17 protein-coding genes are annotated in these 25,958 nt (G+C 48.6%); all 17 read left to right on the forward strand.

All coding sequences use genetic code 11. From position 1 onward, the window contains the following. The first annotated feature begins 2 nt into the window (after positions 1–2). The gene (locus GXO76_14760) at positions 3–803 is read left to right on the forward strand and encodes a sugar phosphate isomerase/epimerase (protein NOY79111.1); all 801 of its coding nucleotides are present in this window, start codon (positions 3–5) and stop codon (positions 801–803) included. Then, positions 800–3,154, forward strand: coding sequence for a hypothetical protein (locus GXO76_14765; protein ID NOY79112.1), 2,355 nt, complete (start codon positions 800–802; stop codon positions 3,152–3,154). The genes GXO76_14760 and GXO76_14765 overlap by 4 nt, the downstream gene beginning before the upstream one ends. A gap of 706 nt (positions 3,155–3,860) precedes the next feature. After that, complete coding sequence (locus GXO76_14770; GenBank protein NOY79113.1) at positions 3,861–7,043, forward strand: TonB-dependent receptor; 3,183 nt, start codon at positions 3,861–3,863, stop codon at positions 7,041–7,043. 106 nt (positions 7,044–7,149) lie between these two features. Further along, positions 7,150–9,693: a hypothetical protein gene (locus tag GXO76_14775; protein ID NOY79114.1), complete on the forward strand. Its 2,544-nt coding sequence runs from the start codon at positions 7,150–7,152 to the stop codon at positions 9,691–9,693. 83 nt (positions 9,694–9,776) lie between these two features. After that, on the forward strand, positions 9,777–10,772 hold the full coding sequence (locus tag GXO76_14780) for a PorV/PorQ family protein (GenBank protein NOY79115.1): 996 nt from the start codon (positions 9,777–9,779) through the stop codon (positions 10,770–10,772). Positions 10,773–10,921: 149 nt separating this feature from the next. Then, a complete protein-coding gene (locus GXO76_14785) occupies positions 10,922–11,674 on the forward strand; it encodes an SDR family oxidoreductase (GenBank protein NOY79116.1) in 753 nt (250 codons plus the stop codon). A 123-nt stretch (positions 11,675–11,797) separates the two neighbouring features. After that, positions 11,798–13,060, forward strand: a complete 1,263-nt coding sequence (locus GXO76_14790; protein ID NOY79117.1) for a hypothetical protein — start codon at positions 11,798–11,800, stop codon at positions 13,058–13,060. 35 nt (positions 13,061–13,095) lie between these two features. Next, entirely contained in the window at positions 13,096–15,363 is a 2,268-nt protein-coding gene (locus GXO76_14795; GenBank protein ID NOY79118.1) for a hypothetical protein, read from the forward strand. 83 nt (positions 15,364–15,446) lie between these two features. Then, complete coding sequence (locus tag GXO76_14800; GenBank protein ID NOY79119.1) at positions 15,447–16,646, forward strand: DegT/DnrJ/EryC1/StrS family aminotransferase; 1,200 nt, start codon at positions 15,447–15,449, stop codon at positions 16,644–16,646. A 319-nt stretch (positions 16,647–16,965) separates the two neighbouring features. Next, positions 16,966–17,994 (forward strand): hypothetical protein, encoded by a 1,029-nt coding sequence (locus GXO76_14805; GenBank protein ID NOY79120.1) that lies wholly within the window; start codon positions 16,966–16,968, stop codon positions 17,992–17,994. Beyond that, a complete protein-coding gene (locus tag GXO76_14810; GenBank protein NOY79121.1) occupies positions 17,991–18,986 on the forward strand; it encodes a hypothetical protein in 996 nt (331 codons plus the stop codon). The genes GXO76_14805 and GXO76_14810 overlap by 4 nt, the downstream gene beginning before the upstream one ends. Positions 18,987–19,053: 67 nt before the next feature. Further along, the gene (locus GXO76_14815) at positions 19,054–19,806 is read left to right on the forward strand and encodes an alpha/beta hydrolase (GenBank protein NOY79122.1); all 753 of its coding nucleotides are present in this window, start codon (positions 19,054–19,056) and stop codon (positions 19,804–19,806) included. Positions 19,807–19,887: 81 nt separating this feature from the next. After that, on the forward strand, positions 19,888–21,129 hold the full coding sequence (locus tag GXO76_14820) for a DegT/DnrJ/EryC1/StrS family aminotransferase (GenBank protein NOY79123.1): 1,242 nt from the start codon (positions 19,888–19,890) through the stop codon (positions 21,127–21,129). A gap of 279 nt (positions 21,130–21,408) precedes the next feature. Further along, positions 21,409–23,235 carry a translational GTPase TypA gene (gene typA / locus GXO76_14825; protein NOY79124.1) on the forward strand — a complete coding sequence of 609 codons (1,827 nt, stop codon included), beginning with the start codon at positions 21,409–21,411 and terminating at the stop codon, positions 23,233–23,235. A gap of 72 nt (positions 23,236–23,307) precedes the next feature. Next, positions 23,308–24,186, forward strand: a complete 879-nt coding sequence (locus GXO76_14830; protein ID NOY79125.1) for an MBL fold metallo-hydrolase — start codon at positions 23,308–23,310, stop codon at positions 24,184–24,186. Beyond that, positions 24,187–24,756: a hypothetical protein gene (locus GXO76_14835; GenBank protein ID NOY79126.1), complete on the forward strand. Its 570-nt coding sequence runs from the start codon at positions 24,187–24,189 to the stop codon at positions 24,754–24,756. It abuts the gene before it with no gap. A gap of 165 nt (positions 24,757–24,921) precedes the next feature. Next, complete coding sequence (locus GXO76_14840) at positions 24,922–25,941, forward strand: hypothetical protein (GenBank protein NOY79127.1); 1,020 nt, start codon at positions 24,922–24,924, stop codon at positions 25,939–25,941. Positions 25,942–25,958 lie beyond the last annotated feature (17 nt).

A 25,958-nucleotide genomic window follows, 5' to 3' on the forward strand; every position in this document is an offset into this window, starting at 1 on the left:
CTATGCGGTTAGGAATTGTGTCAGATGAAATTTCCAAGAATTTTGAAGAAGCCTTGACCCACGCACAGAATTGGGGAATTTCACATTTTGAACTGCGTGTGCTTCAATCGGGCCGTGTTCCCTATGTGGATGCAGACGAAGTGGAGTGGGTTTTAAAGCTGCTGAAAGAAAAATCGGCCCGGATTACAGCCCTCTCTCCGGGAATTCTGAAAGCCCCGTTGCGGGAAAAAGAAATCCTTAAGAAAGAAATTAAGGAAACAATTTTCGAAACCTTTCGCTTGGCAGAAAAATTTGGAACCCATCGAATTATTGTTTTTGGAATTGAGCGGGAGAAAAATGAACCGGATAGCCACTACGACGATGCGCTAAATCTTTTGGGTGACGTAGCGGTTCTGGGAGAAAAAAACGGGTTTACCATTTTTGTGGAAAATGAGCCCGGTTTTTGGTGCGATACGGGAAAAAACACAGCGAAAATTCTGAACACGATTGATTCTGACTTTTTACGAGCCAACTGGGATCCGGGGAACGCCCTCTGGGCGGACGAAATTCCATACCCCGACGGCTACGAAGCCATTAAGCCGTTTATTGGGAATGTCCATGCGAAGGATTACGCCAAACAACCGGACGGCTCATTTGCGTGCCGTGTGATTGGTGAAGGGGATATCGACTATGAAAATCACGTAAAAGCCCTTTTAAGAGACCAGGTGGTGGACCAAATTACAATTGAAACACACTGCGAGCCGCTTCTGGAAAAATCACAAAAAAATGCTGCAATTCTGAAGAAATGGCTGGGACAATCATGAAAAAGTTACGTAAGAATCTAAAAAACCTCCTTCAAAAAGGGCTTGTTTGGGTACCTGTCATTCTGTGTGTAATTTTTATCACCAATGTGCTTTCGGCTCAAACACCCTCTCCGGTACCCCTTAAAAGCTATCTGGAATTTGCCAGGGCTTCAGCGGACTGGACATGGGATCACTACGATTCACTGGTAACGGTGTGGCGACAGAAATTCGATCCCTACAATGTGTTCGGATACCGTCCGCCGCCTCGCCTGCTGGAAATGGCCACCATTGATGCCTTTCTATTCGAAAAGGAAGGAAACAAAACCTACGCCAAACGGGCAAAAAAGGTTCTTTTAACCTACGGAGATTTTCGAAGCATCTACCCGGAGGCGGCCCGTAAAAAGCGGCCGGATTATGCGAAGGGGGTTCCGGCTCTGCCCGACTTTTTTACGACCATGCGCTACATTCGGGCCTACGATTCGCTGAAGCGCATGCATTATCTCTCGCGGTCAGACCGGAAAAAGATTGAAGAAATTATTTCCGAAAGTGTCGATTACATTCTTCGAACGCAGGAATGGGGAGCCATGAATCGGGGAATGCTTCGGGCCGAAGGGTTGGCCTGGGCGATTCGGGCCGTTCCCAATAGTCCCCGCATTAAGTATTGGAAGATGATCAAACGGGCCATCGGATTTGATAATTGGGGAAATTGGGAAATTGAGGATGCAACCCACTACAATGCCATTTGGCTGTACAGCTTGCTGGGTTATGCCGATGCCCAGCACAAATTGGGTGACCTGTTTCAACTGCCGGAAATGACGTACTACGCCCATTATTATCTTAATTTGATATGCCCCGACGGGATGATTCCCGATTTTGGTGATGCGTACTGGCACTCCAACTGGAGCCGCTATCTGGTGTTTTTTGAAGCCGCGGCAAAGGCTTACAAAAGTCCCCAATTAAAATGGGCGGCGGAAACCATTGCCAATCGGTTTGTGGATTTCAAGAAGATTTCAAATATTGGCCTGGCCTACATGCTTCTGGACTGTTACCGGTTTGGTACAGACCATGTAAAAGCAGCTCCTCCAAAGGTGCTGAGTGAAGAAGTGATGGAGGATGTGGTCGGGAAAAAGATTGTTTTCCGAAACGGTTGGAAACCGGAATCCACGTACATGCTTTTGGATTATCGGGATGTGTGGGGCGGTGGTCTCATTTTTCGGGATTACCTCAGAGACACCATTCCCATTGAAGAAGAAAAGGCCACGCACGGACATTCCGATGAAAACAGCATTCCCCTGCTGATGAAAAACAGATGTGTGCTTTTACACGATGGCGGGTACCGCGATTACATGCCCAGCGGGCCTTACGGCGCTTACCGCGCGGACTATTTTCACAACCGTCTTTGTGTACGGCAGGAAAAAATGTTCATGGGGCAGAAAAAAGGCGAATACCGGTTCAGCAATAAGAATCACGCTGCGATTCCGGAGCAATCGGTTCTGGGATTTTTACACAATTCCGGTGCCCACCGGCAGGTTCGCACGGAAAAATACGACTTTCTGACCTTTCCGGATTTTGATTACAGCCGGACGCGGGTGATCGATACCAAGTTGGGCTACCAATGGGATCGGGTCATCACCTATGTCAAACATCCCGACGTGTTTGTCGTGTTTGATATTTTTAAGGCCACGACGTCCGAATATTTTACGGCGGCCAATCTTTGGCACACACGAAAAATTCTCGCCAAAGGCGATCATTGGTACGACACGGTGTACGACTCCCTGCGAAACGTGGTATTACCCACGAATGAGCATTTGCTGATCTATTTTCCGAAACCTCACTTTAAGCTGGAACAGGTGGAACCGGAGAGACGGTACTGGCAAAAGGAATTTGTGATCAGCGAGGTGGGAACCCAGCATTTTGAATTGGGGCAAAATATCGGCTTTGTAACGGTACTGGTTCCTCATTCGAAAAACGAAGCTCCGGAAAAGTGGGTGAAAAAAATTCACTATGTTAAAACCCAGCCGGCAGGCGACGGGCTTTGTGTCAGGATTCAAGAAGGCTCACGTACAATTTGGGTGGGTGTTAAACGGGATTTGCGCAAGGAGATGTTCCGGGAGTGGCGTCGTCCCAAATACACGTATGCGTCCGGGAAAATACGCTACGGAAAATTTGAAACAAACGGTGATTTTTTCTTCGCTGCCAAGCAGGGGAAAACCCTGTCATTTACGGCAGTAAATCTGACGAAAGCCCTTTGGGGAAACCAGACTCTTTTTGCTCAAACACCCAATCAGTTTGGGCTGGCGTTTGATGGAAGTCCCGATACGGCCGGGGTGGGAAAAGTGCGGTATTGGCGGGACAGCGTTCAGATTAAATAGGGGGAATTATCGTGTCTAAGAGAGAAAAAAAACAATTCTTAAAGGCAAAGTTACCGTCCGAAAAAGTTAATATTCTGTAATTTTTTCTTGACTTTAAGAATGGATTTCCGTATAATGAAGCAATCTTACAAATTCTCTCTTAGGTCTGTTTTTTTGGGAAACATTTCTGTTTAGATTTCTCATTTCCGGTAAAAGCATCAGAAAATATCATTACAACACGGTTACTTCTTGGGTATTGGAGTCTGGACAAGTCGCTTTCTTGATTCCGCCTCAAGCGATTTTGGCAACAAACTGATCGGATAAACCTGGTATTTTAAAGGGGCACCTTGTCTGTGTAGCAATTCATGGGATTAATGTGACCATTTTCTGTACCCTTGCGAAGATTCTTGATGCTGCAAGATGTGATATGCAGATCATTGAAAAATCAATAGTCAATGTTACATTGAGCAAAATCTTTGTAAGGATAGGTAAGCAATACCCTCATTAATCCGCACTTATCCAACAGGGGAATTGGATAAATCGTTTTTATCTGAGCTTAAGGCTTTTTTGAAAGGAGGTGGTGTCATTTGACATAGCGTGGTCACGTCATTTTCGTAAAAAAATCTTACTTAAAAAGGAGGTGATGACCGTCTGTTGCTGTAGATGGATCTGACAAAATAGTTAAAAAAATGAGTTGGAGACTTCTCAATCTTAAGGAGGATTGAACATGTCAAAATCTTTAAGCAGAAGTCTTGTGGGGTTCGTTTCAGTTCTTATCCTGATATTTTTTGTGGTCGGTTCATTATTAGCCGGACAAACCGGCAAAATAGCCGGCGTCGTTAAGGATAAGGCAACTGGAGACCCGCTTCCGGGTGCAAATATAATGATTGAAGGTACCCAGATGGGAGCAAGCGCTGATAGTCAGGGTCGATATTTTATTATCAACGTACCCCCAGGAAAATACACCGTGGTTGCCAGATTTATCGGTTACCAAAGTGTTCGCAAGACGAATGTAATTGTGACAATTGATGCCACAACCGAATTGGACTTTGCACTTTCTGCACGAGCCATCGCAGGCAAAGCCGTAACGATTGTGGCCGAACGGCCTCTAATTGAAAAAACACTCACCCAATCGAAATCCACAATTAGTGCGGCAGAATTAGATAATACCATGCCTGTTGGTTCGGTTCATGGTATTGTTGAAACGGCCGCATCCACTTTCCATGGTTATGTTCGTGGTGGACGAAAATATGAAACCAAGATCATTGTGGACGGTGTGGATGTCACGGATAATTACTACACCGGTGGCACGGGTGCTTTTGGAAGTGGTGATGTCGGGCATCCCTATCAGGGATACCGTGAATCGAATGATAATCAGACATCCACCATTAATGTTCCTTCCAGTGCCATTCAGGAAATGGTGGTTTATGCCGGTACATTTACGGCAGAATACCCCACGGCATCAGCCGGGATCATCAACATTGTAACCAAAATGGGCGGCGATCGTTATCATGGAAAAATTTTCATGAGAGCTACGCCCTTTGATAAAATGCGCCATTTTGGAAGCAATGTGTACTGGATGCGTGGTGGCCCGGGACAACCGGATGGCTATTGGAATGAAAAACAACGCTATCTGAATGATGGAACGGATTATGGCAAACGAGTCGCCTCACTGTATACCTGGACGGAAGCTCTGGCCAAGGACAAGTATTATTATGATCCGACTGATTCTATGGGCTTAGGACGCTCGATAGGATTGGAAGGAAACTTGAGTGGCCCGGTTCCCTTTTTAGGCAAAAAGGCGGGCTTTTTCCTGAGTGCCCGATTCTCCCACATGCGACCGACCCCTCTGCCTTTCGAAGTAAGCCAGCATTTGAATGTGGGCTTGAAGATGGATTATAAATTTTCAGCCGACAAGAAGCTCCTGGTGTACGGACAATTGGAAGATGGAGGCAAACTGTTCAATTGGGTCAACTGGAAATTCAATCCGAAATGGAGCTATTATATGCAGGGTGCTCCCCGGTACAAAGACCTGAGCGGTTTAACATATGCCAAGTGGACCCATTCACTGAGCAAGAAGAGCTTTTACACGGTACAATTGAGCTACACAAGCCGTCAGGATTGGACAGGGTATCCCGACGATAATGGTGACGGCTATTGCAGTATCGATGAAAAGGGTGACTTTATTGAGTTTGCCAACATTGAGCAATATCAGAAATATGTGGGTGGCGAGATTAAAGTCGATACTCTGAAGGATGCCAGCGGAAAGGTGATTGGTTACAATCGTTGGCTGGACCCTGCCACAATGAATGGGTACAAGCCGGGACACTTTGGTGATCCTAATTATCGTGTCTTTTTCAAAGAAACCGTTGACCCCGCTTCCGGTGTAGACGAATCAAAAGCCAACTTCTACAAGGTTGATGGATGGTATCGAACCGCCTACCCTGTACCGTTGTATATTCACAATCGACGGGATGCAACCACGCTGAAGGCGGACTTTACGAGCCAGGTCTCGTATAACCACCAGCTTAAAACGGGATTTCAGTTCCGCTATCATACCATTAAACAGCGTTCACTGCAGTCTCCTTTGGGAGGACGCGGACATAAATATCCAACGTCATTGTTTACGGTTGATGATTGGACATTTCATCCCAAAGAATTTGCAACCTATCTGCAGGATCGTATCGAATACAAGGGTATGATCATTAATGTCGGTGGACGTGTGGATGCCTACAATGTTGACACGCGTTACTTTGTAAACGATTTTCATCCGTTTGATGTGATTCGTGCCTCAACCGGCGACCTGATGGAACTTCGGCCCAAGAGAGACGGAAAAGTTGGCTGGAAGTGGTATTTTAGCCCAAGAATTGGTGTATCGCATCCGGTAAAAGAAAATATGGCGATTCACTATTCCTTTGGCAAGTTTATCCAGTATCCGAATTTTGCGTCGTTATATGAAGGATACAATTTTACGGACTATGCCGCATCACCGAGCATTAAGACCAAATGGGTGGATCAGCAGCCTATTCGGTCCACATCCTATGAAATGGGTATTCAGTATGCCCCACTTCAGACTTTGGGATTTGATGTGTCTGCTTATTATCGCGATGTGGATAATTATTCATCCATCTACTATCAGTTGTCCCCGTATGCCGGACAGACCCTGTTATTCTACACCACGTGGGGTCACGCAGATGCACGCGGAATTGAAGTGACGGTTGAAAAGCGTCCCTCAAAGTGGTGGTCGGGTCGGATTACCTATTCGTATTCCTACATTAAAGCAGCAACACCCAAAAGCAGTAAAGACCCGATGCAGCGCCAGGTTTTTTCAGCCAAAAAAGATAGCGCTGATTTCGGCGGAAAACTCCCCTGGGATTGGATTGATCATCACAATTATCGTGAGGAAAATATCACGGTACGCAGCACAGCGAATGCGCTTGCGGGTGGTTATGACCGCTCTCATCGTTTTGCTGCATCGTTGATTTTTTACTTGCCCTATGGTTTTCAGGTGAGTTCCATCGGCGAGTTGACCAGCGGCTTTAAGTATCGTCCTTTGGAGAATACCGGAAACGATCCTTACTTCGACATCAGCCCGGGTCTTCGGACAGGCCCCTGGAACTATTATCTGAATGCACGGCTCACCAAAGAATTTCATTTTGGTATGATGAACATGAAAATTTTTGGTGAAGTCAGAAATATCACGAATCACAAGAATATTCTGGCATTTAATAATACGCCGTTCAATGAGGCAAAGGACCAGATTATTTTTGAACTGGGTCGTGACTTGAAACCCAATACAGGTGATGAACAGGATCCAGAAGGCGTTCGGCGTCTTCCGATGGATACACTCGGACGTCTGCTCTATGGGCCTGCTCGACAAATATGGGCCGGTTTAGAGTTTTCCTTCTAAGTAAACCTTTGGTAGCGGTTTACAAAATCAGAGATCTGCTGATGGGTTTATTCCCAGAGCAGCAGGCTTTTAAGGAATAGAAACTAAACCAAAGGAGAAGGTTCTTATGAAAATGTTTAATAAAATTATAATACTAACAGTGGCATTATTTCTGTTTGCCGCTTTGCCGTCGGTATCGATGGCAGAGGAGCCTAACGGAAATCTTGTTCTTGCCGCTGGTGAAACATGGGGTACCTATGTACCCGCAAATTACGAGCACGTATGGCAGGCCAGACTTCCCTATCGAGATGATCTGACATCACGGAGTAATCATCTCTTTAGCGGAACCAGCGATAACTGGATGTTCTACATGACGCGTTTGGTCTCCAGCGGATATTTTGGGAATCCCGGATGGAGCTGGATGTCCGGCACATACGTGATCGATTTTGCAAATGGAATGTGGGCGATTGAGTACAATCCCACAGAAGAATTTGCAAAATACAACAAAGCGGTTAACAAGGATTCACAGGATTACCACTACGCAACGCTGGAATACAACAGTAAAATTCCCGGTGCGGGTGATCCCAAACGCGATTACCACATTCCTGCTGATGGCGGCGCCGTGCTTTCTCCGGATCGCACATTGGCCTATTCGGTATCGGCCTGGCCGACCCAGTTGGGTGTGGATGTTAAGATGACGGTCTATTCCTGGACGACCCCCTGGGGTCACCTGGATGATTTCCATCTGATTGAACTGGAACTCAAAAACACCGGTGAAGCCGATATTAACGGCGATGGAGTCGTGGATATCCACAATAACAAAATTCACGACCTGGTTTTCACCTACGGCGGCGTTTGTTTTGGATTTAAAATAAACAGCCGCGGCGGGCGGAGTTACTGGCAGCCCAATTCCCGTTTTCGCGGAATGGGCCAGGATTTAACTCCCGACGAAAACGGTGCACCATGGGATTTTGGTTTTCAGGCGTATGGCTCAGATCCCGGTCGGGAAGACTATCCGGGATTGGGTTATGGCGGCTTCTATTACGATGCGTATAATGGGTATACGTTTCTGGGAGCCACGAAATACGATTCAACTACCGGAACCTGGGTAGAGAAGAAACTGGCCTTCAAAGATGCCAGCGGAAAAGAAGTGGTTCCTGCCATTGGTGAAGGAACTCGCAGAGGGTGGTTTCATGTATGGCAGCCGGGTTACAACAGTGTGAATGATTACTCCCCGAGAGGCGCTCATATCTGTGCCATGGGCTGCTTCTACAAAGACGGTGGAAAGAGTAATGACAGAAGCATGTTTGATCTGTCTCCAAACCCAAATCTCTTTGCTTCGGGTACCCCCGGCGATCCTTCCAGCTTTGTTGTGAAAGATCCTTCCCAGTGGGGATATCCGGACGGTGCATATGAATCCGTACAACCCACGATGGCAAAAGATCCGATGACCGGTGAAGACCTGGGCCTGAGTCCAATGGATCCGCAGCGCGGACGTCCCCTGGAACCGGGCATCATCAAAAATGGTCTGATCACCGAATATCGCTTCGATGGGGAACCCTGGGAAAGCATGGGACCCATCTCGATTGATGTGGGTGAAACGGTACGCATTTATTTTGTGCGTGGTTCGGGTTTCCGGGTGAATGGCCTTCGTAAGACCATTAAGGCGGCGAGAACCGTCTTTAAATCCCTCCAACCGGATGGGTCGTTTAATGTTCCGGCCGGGCCGCCCGTTCCGGAAATTAAAATTGCCATTTCCCCGGATGTTCGTCCATTGATTGAATGGCAGGATCCGGCTTCTCTCGGCGATTATGACGGAATTAAAATCTACAAATCCCGTTTTTGGCCCCGGTTTAATCCTTTGAAAGAAGGATTCCCGGAACACGATGTGTGGTGGAAAACCATGGATCCAAAGGTTGTACCGGATCCGGTACCCTACAATCCACTCTTTAAGGCCATGAATCTGATCCATGATCAGTCGGGTGCCCATTGGGGACCGTACCATCTGGTTAAGGTTGTTCCCAAATCCGAAATGGCCAATTACGCCAATACGGGTGCAGACGCGAAGAGTTATCCGTATGCCTGGAAGGATGACACCCCGGGAACACTGCCGGGCTTCAGTTTCTGGTATTATGTGTCCACCTACAAAGACAATTCCTCCATGCCTGCCGATTTTAAGGCGTTAGAACCGTCATCGGTCAACTGGCAGGAAAGCGGAAAGGTCAACTTTAATGGTCGTACGGGGCTTTGGGAAGGAACCTGGCCACAGGCTGAAACACACTCCTGGTTCCCCAAACCCTCTGAGCAAGACAAGCGGAAGGCGCTGGGTGCTCGTTTTGTTTTAGTTCCGCCACCCGCAAATACCACCGATCTTGCCCTCGATCGGACAAAAATTTCTGTTCGACCCAATCCTTTGAAACGTCAGCCCTTCCATTCGGCCAGCGGCCAGTTGATGTTCTTTAACTTGCCGTCCGAATGTGATATCTACATCTTTGATGTAGCCGGGCAGTTGATTGACAAGATTCATTTCCTGGCAGAAGATCCAACCAATGGGACCTACTTCTGGGATGGCTATTCAAAGGACGGTAACGAGGTAGCAAGCGGCCTCTATATTTGGGTTGCCAAGTTTAAAGGCGGACAACAAACAGGCGTATTTTCTATCTTGAAGTAAATGAACCACAAATGGCTGGAATATGTGTGAAAATGTGGTTCTATTCAAAATGTACGCGAACTATAATATAGAGGAGAGCCGTTATGAAGGCTATGAAAATTATTATATTAACATTGGTCATGACACTCTTGGCCGTTTCGTTTAGCGAAGCGGGTTTGAGAAAGCCAGGAATCAATGGCGCGGCATTCCTTAAAATTGGTGTCGGGGCACGAATGGTTGCCCTTGGGTCTGCCGTTACAACCATTTATGGCGATCCAAATGCCATTTTCTGGAACCCTGCGGGTATTGTTGCTGCCCCGGGAAAAACCCAGGTTGGGATAAATTACAACAACTGGCTGATCGGAATGAAACACACCGCCGGCGTTGCTACGCATAGCTTCGGCGATCTGGGAAGCATTGGAATTGGTTTCGTCCATATCGGATTATCAGATATTGTGGCGGACCGCGATATTGCACCCCCCGGATTCAAAAAGGATCAAATTGACAAGGCAACCTCTGCCACGTACAATTACAGCGACATTGCCTTTATGCTGACGTATGCCAAGCAATTCACGGATCGTTTGCGAATGGGTGCAACGGTTAAGTACATCCGCGAACATATTGACGATGTGGCAGCCAGTTCGGTGGCGTTTGATTTTGGCGTGATTTACGAGACGGGCTTCCGTGATCTGACCATTGGTGCCCGAATGAATAACCTGGGCAAGGATTTAACCTTCTTTGCCATTCACGCCCCGATTCCACTGAACTTTGCCATCGGGTCCTCTGTGAGTCTGGCAAAAGAAGAAAATTCACAGGTAAAGGCATTTTTGGATTTCGTGAAACCCCAGGATAATCCTCAGCTTTTCTTCCTGGGAGGAGAGTGGAATCTTTACAACCGCCTCGTGGCACGCGGCGGGTACAAGTTCAATTATTCCGGCGTAAAGGACAAAGATGGCACGCGGGAAACCGCCGAAGGATTCTCCTTTGGCGCAGGGTTGAACGTACCGGTTGCCGGGTATGAGCTCTGGTTAGACTATGCCTATACCAGCTTTGATCTGTTCGATAACACCCATCGATTCACACTTAAATTTGAATTCTAAGTGATTGGCTTCAGATGGGAAAACCATAAAAAGCTCCCGGAAAATACTTCGGGAGCTTTTTTCTTATTGAATTACCGAATCAAAACGTGTAATTTTATAGGCGGAACAGCCCGATCTCTTGGAGGAAAATCAGAAGACCTTTGAATGACATGAAACTAAAAGATAAAACCGCACTTATTACCGGAGCCGCGTCCGGAATTGGTCAGGCGGCCGCTCATATTTTTGCGGAAGAAGGGGCGTCCGTACTGATTGTGGATGTCCGAAAAGAAGCCGGAAAACGGGTTGCGGAACGTATTCGGGCAAACGGGTTTCGGGCGGAATTCTTTTTGGCTGATGTAACGGACTTCTCTCAGGTGGAAAAGATGATTCTGGAAGCCGTCCGGCGTTTTGGCCGACTGGATATTCTCTACAATAATGCCGGTGTCGATTGGGTGGGGAATGTATTGGAAATTTCCGAAGACGATTGGGAAAGAGCATTCGCCGTCAATTTGAAGAGTACCTTTTTTAGCTGTAAATTAGGCGTGCAGCAGATGATTCTTCAGAAAACAGGGGGCGTCATTATCAATACAGGTTCCGTTGCCAGCCTGGTGGCTACACCGAACCGAGCGGCTTATGACGCCGCAAAAGCCGGAGTGCTGCAACTGACCAAAAGCATTGCTCTGGATTTCGCCGATCAGGGGATTCGGGCAAATTGCCTGATTCCCGGAATTATCGCAACTCCCATGACCCAGGTAAGAGGGATTGTGAAGGATCCGCCCAGAGTTGAACCCTCCATTCAACCCATGGGCCGAATGGGCACCCCGGAGGAGGTGGCAAAAGCCGCCCTCTTTTTGGCCTCCGACGATGCTTCCTTTATAACCGGTACGGCTCTGGTGGTGGATGGCGGATATTTGATGAAATAAGGAAGGTGATCGCTCCAATAAATGAGGATGAAGGTATCTGTTTTTTACCGGGTTTGATTGTTTTAATGCGTTTTTGAATAATCACCGCAGTTTATTAGGGTGATTCTGAAAGGGATTGTCAAAATGAATAATCCGCTGAGCAGTCGCCAGCGCATGATAACCGCCATGCGAAATGGAATTCCGGACCGGGTGCCGGTGAGCCCGGACATTTCGAATATGATTCCGGCCCGTCTTACCGGAAAACCCTTCTGGGAAATTTACGTGTATGAGAATCCCAGCCTGGGTGCCGCCTATATGGATGCGGTTCGCTATTACAAAATGGACGGGTGGTTTTTATATGGGGCCGTGATGGGGGGAAATCGGGACTTTCCTCTGGTTCAATCGGATGTGGACTTTTTGTTTTACGACAATGTTTCGGTTCCTAAAGAATTGGTGACGCGAAAAATTGTTAGCCGGGATGAGGACAAACTCCTTGAGCAGTGGATTGTGCATACACCCCTTGGCGATATTGAGCAGACAACGGCCTACTACCGATTTGCACCGCCCTGGGACATCACCAATTTTGTAAAAAATATAGCTGAAGATTGGCCCAAAGTCCGCTGGTTGATGGGTGAAAGCTGGCACTGGGACAGAAAAAAGATTGACTTTGATTTGATTGGAAATGACGAAGCCATTTATGGGCTTCAGGTGCACTCGTTCGTCGATTTTTGGGATGGCATACGAAATGGCAGTTCCGAACAGATGATTTTCGACTTTTACGACGAGCCCGAACGCATGCACGAAATTTGGCTCTATTTTTTGGAATTTACAAAAAGCCGCACGGAGGGGCTCTGCAAAGCCGGCGTGGACGAAATTCTCATGCAGGGCTCTAACAGCTCAATGAGCCTGATTAATCCGGATATTTATCGAAAGTACATCCTGCCCGTCAATCGGGAAATCTCGAGGATTTGCCGGGAAAACGATGTAATTTGTCATTTGCACACCTGTGGAAAATCCCGGGAAGTCATTGAGATGAACTGCGAAGGTGAGCCGCTGTTCGATGTCATAGAACCTCTGGAAAAGCCTCCCAGTGGGAATGTGGACATTGCGGAGGTCAAACGGAAGTACGGGAAAAAATGTGCATTGAAGGGGAATGTGCTCACATCGGGGAATCTGGTCAGGGGAACGCCGGAAGACGTGGCCCAGGAGGTCATTGAAACGCTCCGGGCCGCCGGAGAAGGCGGAGGATTCATTCTTTCCACCGGGGATCAGGTAGGCGGAAATACCCCGGATGAAAATTTGTTTGCTATGGTGGAAACAGGCAAAAAATACGGCGTTTATTTGCCCGATGGGCGACTAAAAGCATTTTCGAGTGAAACGATGAACGCATTGCCGAATCGTTTTTAACGCTGTCTAAAACTGGAGCAGAAATCGAGGCCGATATGAAACGGATTGTTTTTTTAATAGCCTTGGTTGCTTTTGCAGTGATATCGCTGTTTGCAGCCACAAAATCGGATTATTTAAAAGTCATTCAAAAATCACGGGATTATCTGGCCAGTCAATACAATCAACGATTGTCGGATTGGGAAAAATCGTACATTCCGGATGTCCTTTCCGGGTACCAGCCCCCGGCGTTTCCGGTGCGGTTGGCTGAGGGGGATGGATTTTTGTATTCTGTGACGAAAAACGAACGCTACGCCAAGGAGGCCGGTAAAATTCTGGTGGAGTTCAGCGGATTACGAAAATTTTATCCGAAGGCATACTGGAGCAAGCGGAAGGAATACAAATTCGGCCTGCCGCCCATAACCAATTTTTTCCAATTGATTCCCTACATTCGCACGTACACATGGATTAAAAACAGTCCCAGCCTTACGCCGGCGCAGCTTAAGGAAATCAGGAAAACCATTGCCGAAACGGCCGATTATGTCTTTCGATTTCACGAGTGGGGCCCCATGAATCGATGTATGATTCGAACGGCGGCTCTGATGGCAGCGGCAAAGGCCCTGCCCCAACACCCGCGGGCTTACCTCTGGAAGCGCCTGGCAGAAGAAATGGCAAAACAAAACGTGGGCCATTGGACTATTGAGGATGCGCAGATTTACAACGCCGTTTGGCTGGATGCCCTTTTTATGTACATCGATTTCGCCGGAGAAAAGAACGTCTGGCGAAAGCCGGTTTTGCACTATTATTTCGACTACTTGCTCCAGCTCCAGAATCCATTGGGATATCAGGCGGAGTACGGGGATAATCACGGGTTTTGGGATCAAACCTCACGGTACATCGCCATTTACGAACGGGGCGCGCGAGAGTACCGGGACGGTCGTTACAAATGGGCCGCCAACAAAATGTGGCACGCCGTCCAAAACGATCCGAAAACGGACAATTTGAAATCAGGCCTTTCGTACATTAATGCCTATTTGTGGTGTGAGGATTCCGTACAGCCGGAAAAGCCGACCACTAAAAGCACCGAGGTTCTGGAAGATCTTTTCGGAAAGAAAATCGTCTTTCGTTCCGGGTGGAACCCCGACGCCACATTTTTGCTGGTTAATTATCGCGATCAGGTTGGATTTGGAAAGGTACCGCGGGATTATCTGGCCAACACCATTCCCATCGAAACCGAAAAGGTGACCCACGGCCATTCGGATGAAAACAACATTGGCCCGTTCATGACGCACGGAACGGTTTTGCTGGATGTGCCCAGTTACTTCGAACGGGCTGATTTTTATCAGAACCGAATTGTTGTCCGAAAGAACGACATGCCGGATACGACCTATCGCCTGCTCTATTTCCTGCGCCGGCAGGAATCCCACAAGGTGGTTTCCACGCAAAAACTTCATTTTTACACGTTCAAACATGCCGATGTCAGCCGCACCCGGGTAACCGACCCCGATTTGGGCTATGTCTGGGACCGGGTGGTCACGTATTTGAAGGATCTGAACAGCTTTGTCGTGTTTGACGGAATCAAAATAACCAAACCCGGATTGTTTACCATTGCCAATCTCTGGCATACACAAAAGGTTTTGAATTACGGAAAACACTGGTACGAATCCCGCCAGCTGAACATCGGCGATATTCCCGGTCGCTGGCCCAATCCGGGCAAATGGACTCTTCTTACCTATTTCCCGGAACCGGACAAAAAACGGGAAGGCGTGGAATTTGTGTACAACTGGAGCTTTGTTAAAAATCTGGATTTTGCCATGTACCGGGCCGTCACAGACAGCCTGCGCGCAGGGGACCGACTCTGCTTTACCACGGTGCTTATTCCCTACAAACACGGCCTTCATCCGGAAATGAAAATCAAGCCCTATTCGTATTTGAAATCAGACAATTATCCCAATGCCGTGGGCGTAAAAATTATATTACCGAACAAAACCATTCTGGTCACCGCCCGTCTGAATCTTGAGATGGAATATCTGAAGGAACGAACCTCTCCCCGTTATGCGTACGAGAAGGGGCGGATTGGGTATTTTTGGAAGGATGCCAACGGTCAGTCCCACCGGCTGGACACCGACGCCCGCTGGACCTGTACAGAAATTTCGGGGAAAACCGTTACGTATGCCTTTGTAGAGGCCACCAAACTGCTTCTGGATCAAAAGAAGCTCTTTGCTTCTTTTGAGGATAGTTTTTACACGTATCTTTCAAACGGGAAACTGATTCATCCCGGCGCCGAAAAGTGGGAGAGCTGGGAAAACACGGTAAAAATAAAATAATAATTCAGCATTTACAAGTGCGTGTTTTTTGATTATTTGAAAACACTCGAAAAACACAGGAGGTTCCAGTGACAAAATTGGCAATGAATGGAGGTACGCCCGTCCGCACCAAACCCTTTCCGAAATGGCCGGTGTGGGATGATGCCGAAATTCGGGCGCTCCAGGACGTGGTAAAAAGCGGGGTCTGGGGTATTGACGGCCAGCTTGTCCCGGCCTTTGAAAAAACCTACGCAGCCTACCACGAAGCGAAACACGGAATTCTGGTGAACAGTGGAACCACCGCGCTGGAAATTGCTTTAAAAGCGGCTGGCATTGGCCCGGGCGATGAGGTACTGGTTCCGGCTTACACGTTTGTGGCAACCGCTTCGGCTGTTTTAAGCGTGGGGGCCGTGGTTCGTTTTGTGGATAGTGATCCCGAAACCTACAACATCGACCCGACAAAAATCGAAGGGGCCATTACGCCCCGAACCAAGGCGATTATGCCTGTGGATTTTTCGGGCCGGCCGGCGGATTACGATGCCATTCTTGAGATAGCCCGTGTGCACGAATTGATCGTCATTGAGGATTCGGCCCAGGCCTGGGGGGCAGAGTGGCGCGGGAAAAAGGTGGGTGCACTGGGTTTGGGGGGCATTTTCAGCTTTCAATCATCCAAAAACATAACCTCCGGCGAGGGGGGTATTTTGGTTACCAACGATGATGAATTTGCCGCTCTGGCCCGGTCGTACATGAACTGCGGCCGCGTGGAAGGCGGGTTGTGGTACGAACACCACCACATTGGCGGAAATTACCGCCTGACGGAATTTCAGGCCGCGGTGCTTCAAGTGCAGTTCAATCGTTACGAACCCATGTTGAAAAAGCGTCAGGAAAATGCCCGATATTTGGATGAACAGCTCGGCAAGATCGAGGGCATTCAAACCATGCGAAAGGATCCGCGCATTACCCGTCACGCCTACCATTTGTACATTTTCCGCTACAAATCGGAAGAATTCGGCGGCCTTTCCAAACCCGAATTTGTGAAGGCGCTCCAGGCCGAAGGCATTCCGGCCAGCGGTGGGTACGGCTATCCGCTCCACAAACAGCCCCTCTTTCAGAAGCGGGCCTTTGGGCCCAAGGGAGCCCCGGTGGATGTGGGGATTGACTATACGCAGGTTCACCTGCCCGTAGCCGAAAAGGCCTGCGCCGAGGAAGCCATCTGGCTGGACCAGGAAACGCTCCTGGCAGAAAAGGAGGACATGGCGGACATTGTTGAGGCCATCGTGAAAATCCAAAAATCGGTAAAGTAAAAATTAGGAACATTGCATACTCATTCTTAGAAAGCTTTGAAAAAATCGGATTTTATTGGTTGCTTTTTTTCAACCCACCCCCAAGGGGGGAGGGTCGATAATAGAGAAATGTTACGTAAAAACCTATTTTTCAATTGATTGTAAAGTGACCCCATGTTAATGGCAAGTTAATTTTTATCACAAATTATGATCCTATTTTGTTATGAGCCATTGCTTGTGTCAGAAATCTTGATTTTTTAAAAGTTTTCTCTTGGTAATAGGAGATTTTTTGAGATGTTCCTTATTCTGATAAAAAACTCAAAAATGCAGGAATCGTGAAATGACGTCCAAAGAACGAGTCGAAAAATTACTGGCCGGCGAGCCCATCGATCGGGTGCCTTTTGAACCGGCCATTTATGAGCACAAGGCCTTTCTGATCGGAAAGACCCCATCGGAAGTGGCGCAGTCGGAGGAGTTGCTGCTTCAGTCCCTTCGAAAAGAGCACGAAATCTACGGTGCGGATTTTTTGGTGGTGGGCCTGGATGTGTACAACGTGGAAGCGGAAGCCCTGGGCTGTAGTGTACGCTTTTTTGAAAATGCCGATGTCCCGGCCATTTCCGAACCGATTCTGGAATCGCCGGAAGAGGTGGAACGTTTGAAGCTGCCCAACCCCGAAACGGACGGGCGCATGCCCCTTTTTCTTTCTGCGGCTGAAAAACTGGCCGGTGAACGGGGTGAGGATGTGGTCATTCGCGGAGCCCTTTCCGGGCCATTTTCGCTGGCGTCGGAATTGCTGGGAATGGAAAAACTCCTCATTGAAACGTTCAGTAACCCCGAATCGGTTACGAAGCTCCTCAATTTTGCGACGGATGTTCTCATCGCTTACGCCGATGCCTTTCTGGATCGGGGGGTCGGTATCGTTTCATTTGATTCCCGCTGTGCCCCGCCCCTCATTTCTCCGGACATGTACCGGGAAACGGTTTTTCCCTTTCATCGGAAGCTCATGATGCACCTGAAGGAGCGGGGAGAAACGGTTCGTGCACTGATTATCGGCGGCGACACCCTGCCGCTTAATCCGTTCTTAAAAGACACGGGTGCCAATATTCTGCTGGCGGATTTTACGGTCGATCTGGAAGAAGCCTTTCAGACCGTGGCCGGTTCACAGGTAGTGCTTCGGGCGAATCTGGATCCGTTTGTTTTGAGTCAGGGGCGTCCCGAAGAAATTGAGACGGCTGCCCGAAACGTGGTAGCGGCCGGGCTTCAACATCGGCGTTTTATGATGGGAACCGGCATTGTTCCCTACGATACCCCCCCGGAAAAAGTGCAGATTGTGAAAAAGATTGTGGAAACAGAAGGAAAATGGACATGAAAGAAACAATGACTCCTCTGGAGCGAGTAAAAACAGTTCTGGCACACGGCATTCCCGACCGGATTCCCCTCAATTTTTTTGCCGGCTGGAACCCGGAAGTCCGTGAAAAAGTGGAAGCTGAATACGGTTCGGTGGAGGCATTTTCCGAAATGCTTCACATCGACATCTACACGGGTGTGGTGCCGAATTTTCCCTGGATGGAATCCGCCAAAAATACCATCGACATCGACGATTTGTTGGAGATTCCCTTAATCGACCCCATGGGCGATGAAATTGTCGAAACATCCGCTGACCCGGAACTGTTCCTGACGGTTCGGGAGGCGGTAGAGCGCTACAAAGGCAAAAAAGCCGTGTTTGCGCATGTGTGGGGTGTGTTTGAACTGGTCCAATTCCACATGGGAATGGAAGAGGTGCTGGTGAATCTGGCCCTCGAAAAGGAGAAAATGAGCCGCCTTTTCCTGCGAATGGCCGAGTGGTCGGCCAAAACGGTGGAAAAAGCCGTTGAGGCCGGGGCAGATGTGATTGAGCTCTCCGATGATTGGGGGCAGAACAACGTGCTGTTGTTCAACCCGAAAGATTGGTGGAACATGATTTACCCGGCCGAAAGGCTAATCGTCCAGGCAGCCAAAAAGAGCGGCCTTCCCCTTCTGCTCCACAGCGACGGGGACATCACCCAGGTGCTGGACGGCGTGGTGGAAATGGGCGTGGATGCGCTTCACCCGGTGCAAGAATCAGCCGGAATGGACTTAAAACTGATGAAAGAAAAATACGGCAATCAATTAAGCATCATGGGTGGATTGGACACGGCTATGGCGCTTCCTTTTAAAAATGAGCAGGACATTCAGGAAGAAGTGGAACGGATTTTCAAAATCTTGAAACCGAACGGCGGGTACATTTTTTCCGGTTCTCACATGATTCAGGACGACACGCCGCTCTCTGTGGTGGAGGCCGCCTACAAAAAGGCCTACGAAATCGGATTTTATGAAAAATAATCACAAGATGAGACTTCTGAATGATGTGGTTTTTGCAGATTTTTAATGATTGAATTGGGAGAGAATAATGAAAATCTACCGAGTGGTTTTGGGAGTTTTGTTGTTTACTTTTCTGGTGTGGGCATTCGCCCAATCCTGGAATTTTGTCAAAAGGGGGCGGTCGGATGTGATCTCTGTAAAGATTCAGTCCTCCGATAATTGGGAGCTTAAGGGTGACTTTTACCGGCCCATTCCACGGGTCAAACAGGCCCCGGGCTTACTGCTGCTTCCGGCATTCGGTGGAAACCGGACGGCGTACAAAGAAACGGCACCCTTTTTTCAGAAAAAGGGATACGCCGTACTGACCGTCGACTTGCGCGGAATGGGAGAAAGCCGGCAAAAAAATAGTAAAGGCCGGATTCCCAACCTGAAGGGGATTAACGATGACGTTCAGGCGGCGATCAATTTTCTGGCATCCCGGAAAGAAACCAATGCCGCCAGATTGGGCGTTCTTGCGGCCAGCACCATTTGCAACGCGGCCGTGCACGCCGTTGATCACGATAGCCGGATAAAAGCAGTCGTGCTGCTTTCGGGCGAATACGACTCAACGGCCACACAGCTTCTTACCTCGGCTGATTTTCCGCCGTCGCTCATTGTGGCCAGTTACGATGACAAAATTGCCATCCAGAATGCGGCATCCCTGCGGGACAAATTGGGAAATCCGAAAAGCAAGGTGCACTTATTCTTAAATGCGGGGCACGGCCTGAATATGTTTTGGTCTCCAAGCGGAAAAGAGCTTGGCGATTTAATGGTTAAGTGGTTTGAAACCTATCTGAAATAAATCATCTTTGCCAGATGATTATTTTTGTGATTTTCTGACTTCGGGCCTGCAGTTTTGAAAGAGTTCTGTTTGGGAGGTTCTATGGAACAATTGGCGCTTTATGGCGGACCGAAAACAAAAACGACCCCTTTCGGTGTGGGTAATCGCTACGGCAAGGAGGAATTGAATCAGCTTAAGGAAGCCCTGGAGCAAAACACCCTCTTTTACGCGCACGGGAAAAAGACGGGTCAATTTCTGGATAAATTCAAAAAAATGTATGGCAGCCGGTTTGCGGTGGCCACCTCCTCCGGGACGGCCTCTATTCACACGGCCCTTGCTGCACTGGATGTGGGCCCGGGCGACGAGGTGATTACGTCTCCCATCACGGATATGGGATCGCTAATCGGAATTCTGTTTCAAAATGCGGTACCGATTTTTGCGGATGTGCACCCTCGCACCTACAACATGACGGCCGAATCCATTGAAGCACGAATCACCCCCCGCACAAAAGCCATTGAAGTGGTACATTTGGCCGGCAATCCTGCGGACATGGAGCCCATTTTGGCAGTCTCACGGAAACACGGCATCCCGATTGCAGAAGATTGTGCCCAGAGTTACCTCAGCGTGTACCGGGGGAAACTGGCGGGTACATTTGGAGAATTTGGGTGCTTTAGCCTGAATGATTTCAAACACATCTCCGCCGGAGACGCCGGAATGATTCTCACCAATAATGAAAATCTGGCATGGAAAGCCCAACTTTTCACGGATAAAGGGTACGACCGGAGTACCACCGAACACGATCCGCCTTTTTTGGCAGCCAATTACCGGATGAACGAACTGGAGGCTGCGGTTGCCATTGCCCAATTGGACAAGCTGGAGTGGATCGTTTCCCGGCGCCGCAAATACGGCACACGCCTGACGGAAGGCATCGCTGACCTGCCCGGGATTTTGCCGCCGAAAATAACTCCGAAAAGTGAGAGTTCCTATTGGTTTTACATGTTCCGTGTGGATGAAGAACGGCTGAATATCTCCCGAAACACATTTGCCGATGCCCTGGAAGCCGAAGGCATTCCCTGTGGAAAAGGGTACATTCCGCGGCCGGTGTACCGTTCACGCCTGTTACGCGAGAAGGCGATTTACCCCCATTTCAACTGGCCGGAAGATTTCCCGCAGTATGGCGAACCCGTCGAGTACCCGGAGGGATTATGCCCCGTGGCGGAAGAAGTACTCCGGACGGCGGTCCTGTTGCGACTCAATGAATTTTTTACCGAACAGGACATCGAAGACACCATTCGGGCCATCCGAAAAGTTACGGCCTATTTTGCGGGAGAGAAAGCGCTTTGAACGGCCACTCTGCTTGATGTGTAAATAATTCCCGCAAATCCCCTGGGTGTTCGTCGGGTGATCTTTTTTAGCCTGCCTTTTCAAAGAAAATCTAAATAAAACTGGCAAATCGGGAATTTTTGTCATAAAATCATTGAGTCCAAAAAAATAAAAATTATGAGGATGCTGCAAAAACGATGCGACTGTAATGTCACTAAAATCAATTCGTGAAAGTCGCGGGAGAAGGTTTTTTGTGAGCAGACTCAACGATCAATCATTTGTAAGGGAGTTTCTGTTTTAATGAGAAAAGAACACTTTCGAAATATAGCCATTATTGCACATGTCGATCACGGAAAGACCACACTGGTTGACGGCATGCTCCGGCAGAGCGGGATTTTTCGCGACAATCAGGAAGTCAAGGATCGCGTTATGGATTCAATGGATCTGGAGCGGGAACGGGGCATTACGATTATGGCAAAAAATACGGCCGTGTGGTACAGGGACATCAAGATCAATATTGTGGATACGCCCGGACACGCCGATTTTGGCGGGGAAGTTGAGCGAAGCCTCAATTTGGTGGATGGCGCCCTGTTACTGGTGGATGCAAGCGAGGGTCCGCTTCCTCAGACGCGCTTTGTCTTAAAAAAGGCCCTGGCAAAAAAACTGCCCATTATTCTTGTGATCAACAAAATTGACCGAAAAGATGCCCGGATCAAGGAAATCGTGAATGCGGTGTACGATTTATTTATCGATTTGGATGCGGATGAGGAACAAATCGAATTCCCGATCCTTTACACCAATGCCAAAGCAGGAGTGGCCCATCGGGAACTGGGAGACGATTCAAAAGATCTTCAGCCGCTTTTTGAAACAATCGTCTCTGAAATTCCGGGTCCCGAGGCGGATGACCATGAAACACCCCAGTTTTTGGTGACCAACCTGGATTATGACCCTTACGTCGGCCAAATTGCCGTAGGGCGGTTATCCAACGGGGTTCTTGAAATGAACAAGACGTACGCCTTGTGTGCAGAAAATGGCATCCGGCCCGGTGTGCGATTTTCCGCGCTTTACACCTTTCAGGATCTCTCAAAAAGACTGGTTACGCACGTGGAAGCGGGGGATATTATTGCCGTTTCCGGTGTGGAAGGGGTCAAAATCGGGGACACGATTTCATCTGAAGAAAATCCCAAACCCCTGCCGCGAATTCACGTGGACGAGCCGACGGTTTCAATGGTTTTTTATGTAAACAACGGGCCGTTTGCCGGACGTGAAGGAAAGTACTTAACCAGTCGCCATCTGAAGGAACGGCTGGAAAAGGAAATGCTTCGAAACGTGGCGCTGCGTGTGGAGCCCACGGCCCGGGCAGATGCCTTTAAAGTCAGTGGACGAGGGGAATTGCAGATGGCCGTTCTGATTGAAACCATGCGCCGGGAGGGCTACGAATTCATGGTGTCCAAACCCCACGTGATTACAAAAAAAGAGGACGGCGTAACCCTTGAACCGGTGGAACATGTGTTTATTGATGTTCCTGAAGAATTTGTGGGCGTGGTGACGGAAAAAATCTCCAGACGCAAGGGCCGAATGGTAAATATGAACAATACCGGTCATGGCCGCGTCAATCTGGAATTTCTTGTTCCTGCCCGGGGTCTAATTGGGTTTAGAAGCCAGTTTTTAACCGACACAAAAGGCACCGGTGTGATGAACACCCTTTTTGAAGGGTACGAGCCCTGGTTTGGCCCCATTCCTCAGCGGAATTCGGGCGCGTTGGTGGCCGATCGGCCCGGGCGGGTTACCACCTACGCCAGCCTGGCTATGGTGGATCGCGGGGAGCTTTTTGTGGAAGTGGGCACCGAGGTTTACAAAGGGATGATTATTGGCGAACGAAACCGTACACGGGATCTGGATGTTAATATTACCAAAGAGAAAAAGCTGACCAATATGAGAAGCTCAACCTCGGATGCCACCGTCACGCTTCGCCCGCCCCGGCTCCTTTCGCTGGATCAATCCATTGAATTTATTGCGGAAGATGAACTGGTGGAAGTAACACCCCAAACCATTCGGCTCCGAAAAATAGAACTTGACCCCGGCAAGCGGGCCGTTAACCGAAAAAAAGAGAATGCCATCGCCTGAAAAGCGCTGTGTTTGGGGTCGTAAAACACCGATGAAACGGGTATCAATCACTTTAAATGTTCAGAGTTTTTGATGATCAGAAAAGTTTCGCCGGATATTTTTGAAATTCGAACCCCTCTGGGTGACGCGTTTGTTAATGTGTATCTGGTGCGATCGGGAAATCAGGCTGTTTTGATTGATTCGGGTCTCAAGCAGACGGCCTCCCGGATTTTTCACCTGCTGGACGACCTTGGTTTTTCAAAAAACAGTCTGAAATATCTGATCAACACGCACAGTCACCACGATCACATTGGGGCCAATGGTGACATTCAGACGGAATGCGGCTGCAGGGTGCTGGCTCACGAGAAGGCTGTTCCCTGGATTGAGAATCACCGCCTGCAATTTCACGAATTCCTGGGCCAGTTTCCAGCCCTTCTGCCTCCTTCGCAGGAATTGGAACAGTTCTTCTTTGAAAATCTGGGGGAACCGGGAAAAGTGAACGAGACCATTTCCGGTGAAAGCCGTTTGAAACTGGCCGCTTTCCCGGAAATGTGGCTGCTGCCGCTATCCGGCCATTCCGAAGACAGCATCGGTGTTTACCTGAAAGAACCGAATATTCTGATTGCGGGCGATGCCATTCTGTGCCGGGGTGTCGGAAGGGGCTTGCCCCAATATGAGGATCGAACGGCCTATCTCCAGAGTATTCAGAAAATCCGCGATTTAAATCCTGACATTCTGCTGACGGCCCATTTTGATCCATTGGCGGGCAACGAGCTGCGTGAGTTTTTAAATCAGAGCGAAGCGGCCGTTTGGGAAATAGACTCCCGGATTGCTGCCGTTAAGCAGCAGCTGGGTGAAAATGCGCCCCTCTGGGATGTTGCAAAAGCGGTTCACCGCGGAGCAGAAAAAGAGTTAACCATTCAGGGCCTCCTGACCATTCGGGCTCATCTTAACGAATCGGGAAACAGCTGAATGATGGGATCACTGGCCACAGGGTTTGAAAAAAAAATGGCTAATCTCTGGCTGGTTGTAATCTCCGGGAGTGGTGTTTTTGTATTTATGACGCTCCTTTCAAAAATAGACCAGCGGGCAACCGGAGGGGGAGCCAATGGTATTCTGGGACTGCAGTTTGCCTTTTCGGCCGATGTGGCCCGAACCATTATTCGCCTCTGGGGTTCGGAAGGCCTTTCGCTGATTGCCCGTACGATGTGGATCGATTACATCTACCCGCTTTTTTACGCCACATTCTTGGCCAGCACCATCTCCTATTTTTGTGAAACGTGGGCCATGTTTCGCCAGTGGGTCCGCATCCTGTTTGCGATCGTTCCTTTTTTTGCCGCCTTGCTGGACTATGTCGAGAACACCCTTCACTTAATCATCTTTTCTCAATTTCCGGAGATCTCCGGAACAGCCGTGTTTTGGGCATCAGTTGCCGCTTCAATTAAATGGCTTCTGGTGGGCTGGTCTATTTTGGTCATTCTCTATCTCGTGATTTATCAAGCAGTCAAGACGGTTTTGTCGCGGTGGATTTCTGTGAAATAAGGTTCTGGAAATTCGGAAGTTTTGTGGTTTGTTTTTTTCTCAATTATTCCTTCGTTTCATTATTGCCTTGCAACTGAAATAGAGTTTTTTTATTTTAATGGAGAACAAAATCGGACCATACGGAAAAATACAAATTCATTTCACCAAACGTTAAGGGAAAAATCATTGAAAAATCAACTAAAAATTATGGGCGGCTTTTTTCTGTTTATTATGATGTTCTTTCCTTTGCGCACGACCCTTCTGGCGCAATCTCCTACCGTTTATGCCTGCGTTTTATCAACTAAAAATTACGTGGTTGGTGCGAAGAATGCGCCGTCAGGTTTGTTTGTAAGCCACGATGTGGGAAAAACCTGGCAGCACATCGGCTGGAAAAATATCCGCTGTTTTGGGTTTGCCATGGATCCGAAGGCTGTTGGAAAAATATTCTACCTGGCCAGTGGAAATGGGGTTTTACGAACACTGAATGCCGGAAAACACTGGCGTATTTTGACGGACTGGCACGAAACGGAGATTCAAGAGGTGCTGGTCAATCCGAAAACGCCACGGAAAATGGTGATCGGAACTCCGTACGGTGTTTTTCGTTCTGAAGATGGCGGACGAAACTGGAAACCGTCCAATTCCGGGCTGACAACCATCGATAATCAATTTGTTTCGGCACTTGTCATGGATCGAAGCAATCCCGATCACCTGCTGCTGGGATCGGAATCCGGATTGTTTGAATCTCTGGATGGCGGGAAAACCTGGACGAGCAGGGGATTTACCGGCATTCCCGTTCTGGACCTCCGGCAGGATGCCTTTGATGTTTCCACCTTTTATGCCGGAACAGAGGACCATGGCGTTTACAGGAGTACAGACAAGGGTCGCAGCTGGATCCGCTCGCGGGGAAAAATAGCGGGCGAAACCGTTTACGTCGTGGCAGTCGATCCGAATCGAAAAGGCGTCCTTTACGCGGGAACATTTGCCAGCAGCGTCTACAAAAGTCCGGATGGCGGAAAGCATTGGAAAAAGGTCGACAAGGGCCTCCAAAAAAAGACGATTCACGGGTTGGCCGTCTATCCGAAAGATTCTGAAATTGTTTTTGCAGGCACAGCCGGGAGCGGAATTTATGTGAGCAAGGATGGCGGAAAACACTGGAACTTTTCGGGTCTTCCGGGTGCCGAGGTGTGGGATATTCAAATCTGGTAAAGCCTTTTGTAAAGAAT

This window comes from Calditrichota bacterium (assembly GCA_013151735.1).
Taxonomy (GTDB): Bacteria; Zhuqueibacterota; JdFR-76; order JdFR-76; family BMS3Abin05; genus BMS3Abin05.

What these genes read in the sequence shown, in the direction of transcription:
- GXO76_14760 (NOY79111.1), top strand. Translation starts at nt 3, where the DNA reads ATGCGGTTAGGAATTGTGTCAGATGAAATTTCCAAGAATTTTGAAGAA.
- GXO76_14765 (NOY79112.1), top strand. Translation starts at nt 800, where the DNA reads ATGAAAAAGTTACGTAAGAATCTAAAAAACCTCCTTCAAAAAGGGCTT.
- GXO76_14770 (NOY79113.1), top strand. Translation starts at nt 3,861, where the DNA reads ATGTCAAAATCTTTAAGCAGAAGTCTTGTGGGGTTCGTTTCAGTTCTT.
- GXO76_14775 (NOY79114.1), top strand. Translation starts at nt 7,150, where the DNA reads ATGAAAATGTTTAATAAAATTATAATACTAACAGTGGCATTATTTCTG.
- GXO76_14780 (NOY79115.1), top strand. Translation starts at nt 9,777, where the DNA reads ATGAAGGCTATGAAAATTATTATATTAACATTGGTCATGACACTCTTG.
- GXO76_14785 (NOY79116.1), top strand. Translation starts at nt 10,922, where the DNA reads ATGAAACTAAAAGATAAAACCGCACTTATTACCGGAGCCGCGTCCGGA.
- GXO76_14790 (NOY79117.1), top strand. Translation starts at nt 11,798, where the DNA reads ATGAATAATCCGCTGAGCAGTCGCCAGCGCATGATAACCGCCATGCGA.
- GXO76_14795 (NOY79118.1), top strand. Translation starts at nt 13,096, where the DNA reads ATGAAACGGATTGTTTTTTTAATAGCCTTGGTTGCTTTTGCAGTGATA.
- GXO76_14800 (NOY79119.1), top strand. Translation starts at nt 15,447, where the DNA reads ATGAATGGAGGTACGCCCGTCCGCACCAAACCCTTTCCGAAATGGCCG.
- GXO76_14805 (NOY79120.1), top strand. Translation starts at nt 16,966, where the DNA reads ATGACGTCCAAAGAACGAGTCGAAAAATTACTGGCCGGCGAGCCCATC.
- GXO76_14810 (NOY79121.1), top strand. Translation starts at nt 17,991, where the DNA reads ATGAAAGAAACAATGACTCCTCTGGAGCGAGTAAAAACAGTTCTGGCA.
- GXO76_14815 (NOY79122.1), top strand. Translation starts at nt 19,054, where the DNA reads ATGAAAATCTACCGAGTGGTTTTGGGAGTTTTGTTGTTTACTTTTCTG.
- GXO76_14820 (NOY79123.1), top strand. Translation starts at nt 19,888, where the DNA reads ATGGAACAATTGGCGCTTTATGGCGGACCGAAAACAAAAACGACCCCT.
- typA (NOY79124.1), top strand. Translation starts at nt 21,409, where the DNA reads ATGAGAAAAGAACACTTTCGAAATATAGCCATTATTGCACATGTCGAT.
- GXO76_14830 (NOY79125.1), top strand. Translation starts at nt 23,308, where the DNA reads ATGATCAGAAAAGTTTCGCCGGATATTTTTGAAATTCGAACCCCTCTG.
- GXO76_14835 (NOY79126.1), top strand. Translation starts at nt 24,187, where the DNA reads ATGATGGGATCACTGGCCACAGGGTTTGAAAAAAAAATGGCTAATCTC.